Origin of the sequence: Olsenella phocaeensis, from assembly GCF_900120385.1 — a bacterium.
Lineage (GTDB): Bacteria > Actinomycetota > Coriobacteriia > Coriobacteriales > Atopobiaceae > Olsenella_I > Olsenella_I phocaeensis.
On record NZ_LT635494.1, the window covers coordinates 519389 to 523539 of the forward strand.

Sequence of the window (4151 nt, forward strand, 5' to 3'; positions counted from 1 at the left end):
TCCCCCAGGCGCCAGGCGGCCGAGGGTGGCGCGTCGCCCGTCTCCCGGGAGGCCTCCGTGGGGTCGCATGACGTGGCGCGCCGCCTCATCGTGGGCGGCATCGCCGTGGCGGCCCTGCTCCTCGTCGCGCTCGTGGGCTTCCTCGTGCTCTCGTACACGCCCGCATTCACCATCGGCTCCGTCGAGGCGGACCCCACGGAGCACATGGACTCCACCACCATCGTGCGGCTCGCCAACGTGCGGCAGGGGAGCACCCTCCTCAACTTCGACGAGTCGGGGATCAGGTCGGCGCTCAAGAGGAACCCCTGGGTGCAGGACGTGAGCTTCGTGAGGGAGTTCCCCGGCACGCTCAGGCTCGTGGTCACCGAGCGCAAGGTCGACTGCATCGTGGTCATGAGCGCGGGCAACGTCGCCTGGTGCATGGGGGGCGACGGCAGCTGGATCGAGCCCCTGCCGCTCACCGTGGCGGAGGGGGAGTCCGCCAACGAGGTCGCGCTCGCCAAGGCCCAGGAGATGGGCGCCCTGCTCATCACCGACGTCCCCTCCAGCGTGAGCCCCGTGGCGGGCTCCGCGTCCACGGACGAGACGATCCAGGCGGTCATGAGCTACCGCAAGACCTTCTCGGACGCCCTCTCCTCCCAGGTCGTGAGCTACAAGGCCGATGCCGTCGAGAGCATCTCGTGCGTCCTCAAGAGCGGGGTCGAGATCTCGCTCGGGTCGCCGCGCGACATAGAGAGCAAGGAGTCGGTCATCAACTCCATCCTGCAGAAGTACGAGGGCAGGCTGACCTACATCAACGTGCGCGTCTATGGCAGCCCCAGCTACCGCATGGTCGACTCGGACAAGGTCCAGGCGGGAAGCGGCACGGCGGGTGGCGACTACGCCTCGACCACGTCGTCGAGCGGCGGGAGCCAGGCCACAACGTCGCAGCAGGGCTCCGGGTCTGATCAGTCCGAAGCCACGGGCCAGGCCGTGACGGACGGCACCTCGGACGGCACGGGGCAGGACGGCTCCTCCGCGGACGGTTCCGGCGACGGCCAGGACTCCGGCAGCCAGAGCGCCGACGCCACCTCGGAGTCCGGCTCCCAGGTCGGGGAGTAGGCCGAGGCTTCCGCTTCTCCCAGGACAGTGCGATCCCTAACCCTCGAGTAGCGCCTCAGGGATGAGAAGCAGCTCTTTATGGGCATTGAGCTGCAGGTTTCACATTTTGGACAAAAGTGTTGACGGCAGTCGCGGGAATGTGCAAATATACCGCGCTTCGGACGAGGCATAGGGTTCTACCTGAGGTTTAGGGTTTCTCTCACCTCGTCGGGGCCAGACCGTCGCAAGCCCAGGCACCACCGAGCGAGAGTCGAAGCATGAAGACGAAGCGCCATTCGCAGCAGTTTGTGAAGCACGGTACCGCATTGCAGTCCACCAGCGGTGGAGCGGCACCCGAACGGGAAACGGCAGACGCTCCCCGGACCGTCGCCAAGCGAGGAGGAACCATGATCGACACTGACATTCCCAGCAACTACCTTGCCGTCATCAAGGTGGTCGGCGTGGGCGGCGGTGGCACCAACGCCGTGAACCGCATGATCGAGGAGGGGATTCGCGGCGTCGAGTTCGTGGCCATCAACACCGACGCGCAGGCGCTCGCCATCTCCGACGCCGACATCAAGGTGCACATCGGCCAGGACATCACCCGCGGCCTGGGCGCCGGCGCCAACCCCGAGGTGGGCGCAGAGGCGGCCGAGGACTCCCATGACGAGATCAAGCAGGCGCTCGCCGGGGCCGACATGGTCTTCATCACGGCCGGCGAGGGCGGCGGCACCGGCACCGGGGCCGCGCCCGTGGTCGCCGACATCGCCAAGAACGACGTGGGCGCCCTGACCGTAGGCGTCGTCACCAAGCCCTTCACCTTCGAGGGTCGTCCCCGCACCAACCGCGCGGCCGACGGCATCAAGACCCTCTCCGAGAGCGTCGACGCCCTCATCGTGATCCCCAACGACCGCCTGCTCGACCTCAGCGAGAAGAAGACCAGCTTCATCGAGGCCTTCCGCATGGCGGACGACGTCCTGTGCCAGGGCACCCAGGGCATCACCGACCTCATCACCGTCCCCGGCCTGATCAACCTCGACTTCGCCGACGTCTGCACCATCATGCGCGGCGCCGGCACCGCCATGATGGGCGTGGGCCTCGCCTCCGGCGACAACCGCGCCACCGACGCGGCCGAGGAGGCCATCTCGAGCCGCCTGCTCGAGAGCTCCATCGACGGCGCCACCCGCGTCCTGCTCTCCATCGCCGGCAACAAGGACCTCGGCATCCAGGAGATCAACGACGCCGCCGACGTGGTCGCCAAGAACGTCGACCCCGAGGCCAACATCATCTTCGGCACCGTCGTGGACGAGTCCCTGGGCGACCAGGTGCGCGTGACCGTCATCGCCACCGGCTTCAACGACAACAACGTCCAGCAGTCCATCCCCACGCTGACCGTAGACCGCGGCCGCGGCAGCAGCCGCTCCGGCCGCAAGGCGACCCCTGCGCCCGCTCCCGCGCAGCGCCAGTCCGGCTCCGCCGCCAGCTCCAACGACAAGGAGTTCGACATTCCCGAGTTCCTGAAGCACAGCCGCCTCTAGCGATGCGGCTGCCCCGGCTTGACAGGTACGTCTCGCAGGGCGTGACCCTTCTCGGCGACCTCGGCCGTCCGGGCGGGGTCACCTTCGCTTTCAGCGAGCGGACGGGCGGCTGCTCCGCGGGGGAGTTCCAGGGCCTCAACCTGGGCGACCGCTGCGGGGATGACCCCGCGGCCGTCGCCCGCAACCGCTCGCTAGCCCTCGCGGCCCTGGGCGCCGGAGGTCTCGAGGCGCGCCTCGTCAACCCCTGGCAGGTGCACGGCGACCGCGTGGTGGAGGTCCTCTCGCCCGACGAGGCCTCCGTGGCCCGCGCCCAGGCGCAGGCCCAAGAGGGGGCGGACGCCGTCGTGTGCGTCGCCCCGGGGGTCCCCGTCCTCCTCTGCTTNGCCGCTCACCGCGCTGGGCGCCGTCTGCCGCCAGGACGCGGCGGAGCTCCTCTCGCTCGGTTTCGACCTGGCCGTCCTGGCCGTGAAGCCCCAGGTGCTCCCTGCAGTGCTCAAGGAGCTCGAGCCCCTGCTCGCGGGTCATGCGGTGGTCTCCATCGCGGCGGGGGTCGCGCTCGATGCCCTCGAGACGGCGCTCCCCGGCTCGCGCGTGCTGCGCGCCATGCCCAACCTGCCGGTGCAGGCGCTCTCGGGGGCGACGGCGCTCTGCGCGGGCGACGGCTGCACGCGGGAGGACGTCGGGCTGGTGCGTGACGCCTTCGCCGCCCTGGGCGTCTGCGAGCTCATGCGAGAGGACCAGCTCGACGTGGCGGGCGCGGTCTCCGGCTGCGGTCCGGCCTACTTCGCCCTGATCGCCGACCAGCTCGTCCGCGCGGGCGTCGAGAGGGGGCTGGCCGCCGGCGCCTGCCGCAGGATGGTGCTCTCCACCATGCGCGGGACGGCCTGCCAGCTCCTGGGTTCCGGCGAGCACCCCAGGACCTACATGGAGCGCGTCACCTCTCCCGGCGGCACCACCGCGGCCGGCCTCAGGGCCATGGAGACCCAGACCTTCTGGGCGACCTCGGAGGCCGTCGAGGCGGCGCTCGAGCGCAACGCCGAGCTGGCGGGGGGTGCGGCATGATTCACCTCCTCGTGGGGAGGCTCCTCTACGCCTACCAGACGCTGATCGTGGTGGAGGTCGTGCTCTCGTGGCTGCGCATGACCCAGATCCCGCTCGTGGAGGACTTCTACCAGGCGCTCGCTACCATCGTCGAGCCCTACCTGGGACTGTTCAGGAGGTTCCTGCCCCCCGTGGGCGGGGTGGACTTCTCTCCCATCCTCGCGCTGGTGGTCCTCCAGCTGGCGCAGCGCATCATCTGAGGTGGGGAGCGGCAAGGCAAGCGACGCGCGGGGTACAATCAACAGAAGCGGTAGCCCGCGCGATGACGTAGCAAAGGACGTTCGAAGGGGAACAAGATGGCTATCACTCCGGCTGACATCGAGCAGATGACCTTTTCCGAGGCCAAGAAGCACGGCTACAACACCGAGGAGGTCGACGCCTTCCTCGACCAGCTCTCGGGCGAGGTCGACGCCATGCTCCAGAAGATCGCGG

At 69.2% G+C, this 4151-nt stretch carries 4 protein-coding genes and 2 pseudogenes; all 6 read left to right on the forward strand.

The annotated features are described in order from the left end of the window. Nucleotides 1–1101 (forward strand): cell division protein FtsQ/DivIB (locus BQ7388_RS02415; RefSeq protein ID WP_072499697.1); only part of this gene is annotated, 1101 nt, incomplete at its 5' end. A gap of 386 nt (nt 1102–1487) precedes the next feature. Next, entirely contained in the window at nt 1488–2618 is a 1131-nt protein-coding gene (gene ftsZ, locus BQ7388_RS02420; RefSeq protein ID WP_062530162.1) for a cell division protein FtsZ, read from the forward strand. Between the two features lie 2 nt (nt 2619–2620). Continuing rightward, a pseudogene (locus tag BQ7388_RS02425) lies at nt 2621–2944 on the forward strand (laccase domain-containing protein); the annotation flags it as partial. Between the two features lie 70 nt (nt 2945–3014). Next, entirely contained in the window at nt 3015–3680 is a 666-nt protein-coding gene (locus BQ7388_RS02430) for a pyrroline-5-carboxylate reductase family protein (protein ID WP_268794038.1), read from the forward strand. Continuing rightward, the gene (locus BQ7388_RS02435) at nt 3677–3919 is read left to right on the forward strand and encodes a YggT family protein (RefSeq protein ID WP_062530171.1); all 243 of its coding nucleotides are present in this window, start codon (nt 3677–3679) and stop codon (nt 3917–3919) included. The genes BQ7388_RS02430 and BQ7388_RS02435 overlap by 4 nt, the downstream gene beginning before the upstream one ends. Nucleotides 3920–4015: 96 nt before the next feature. After that, nucleotides 4016–4150 (forward strand): annotated as a pseudogene (locus tag BQ7388_RS02440) (DivIVA domain-containing protein); the annotation flags it as partial. Nucleotide 4151: the final 1 nt, after the last annotated feature.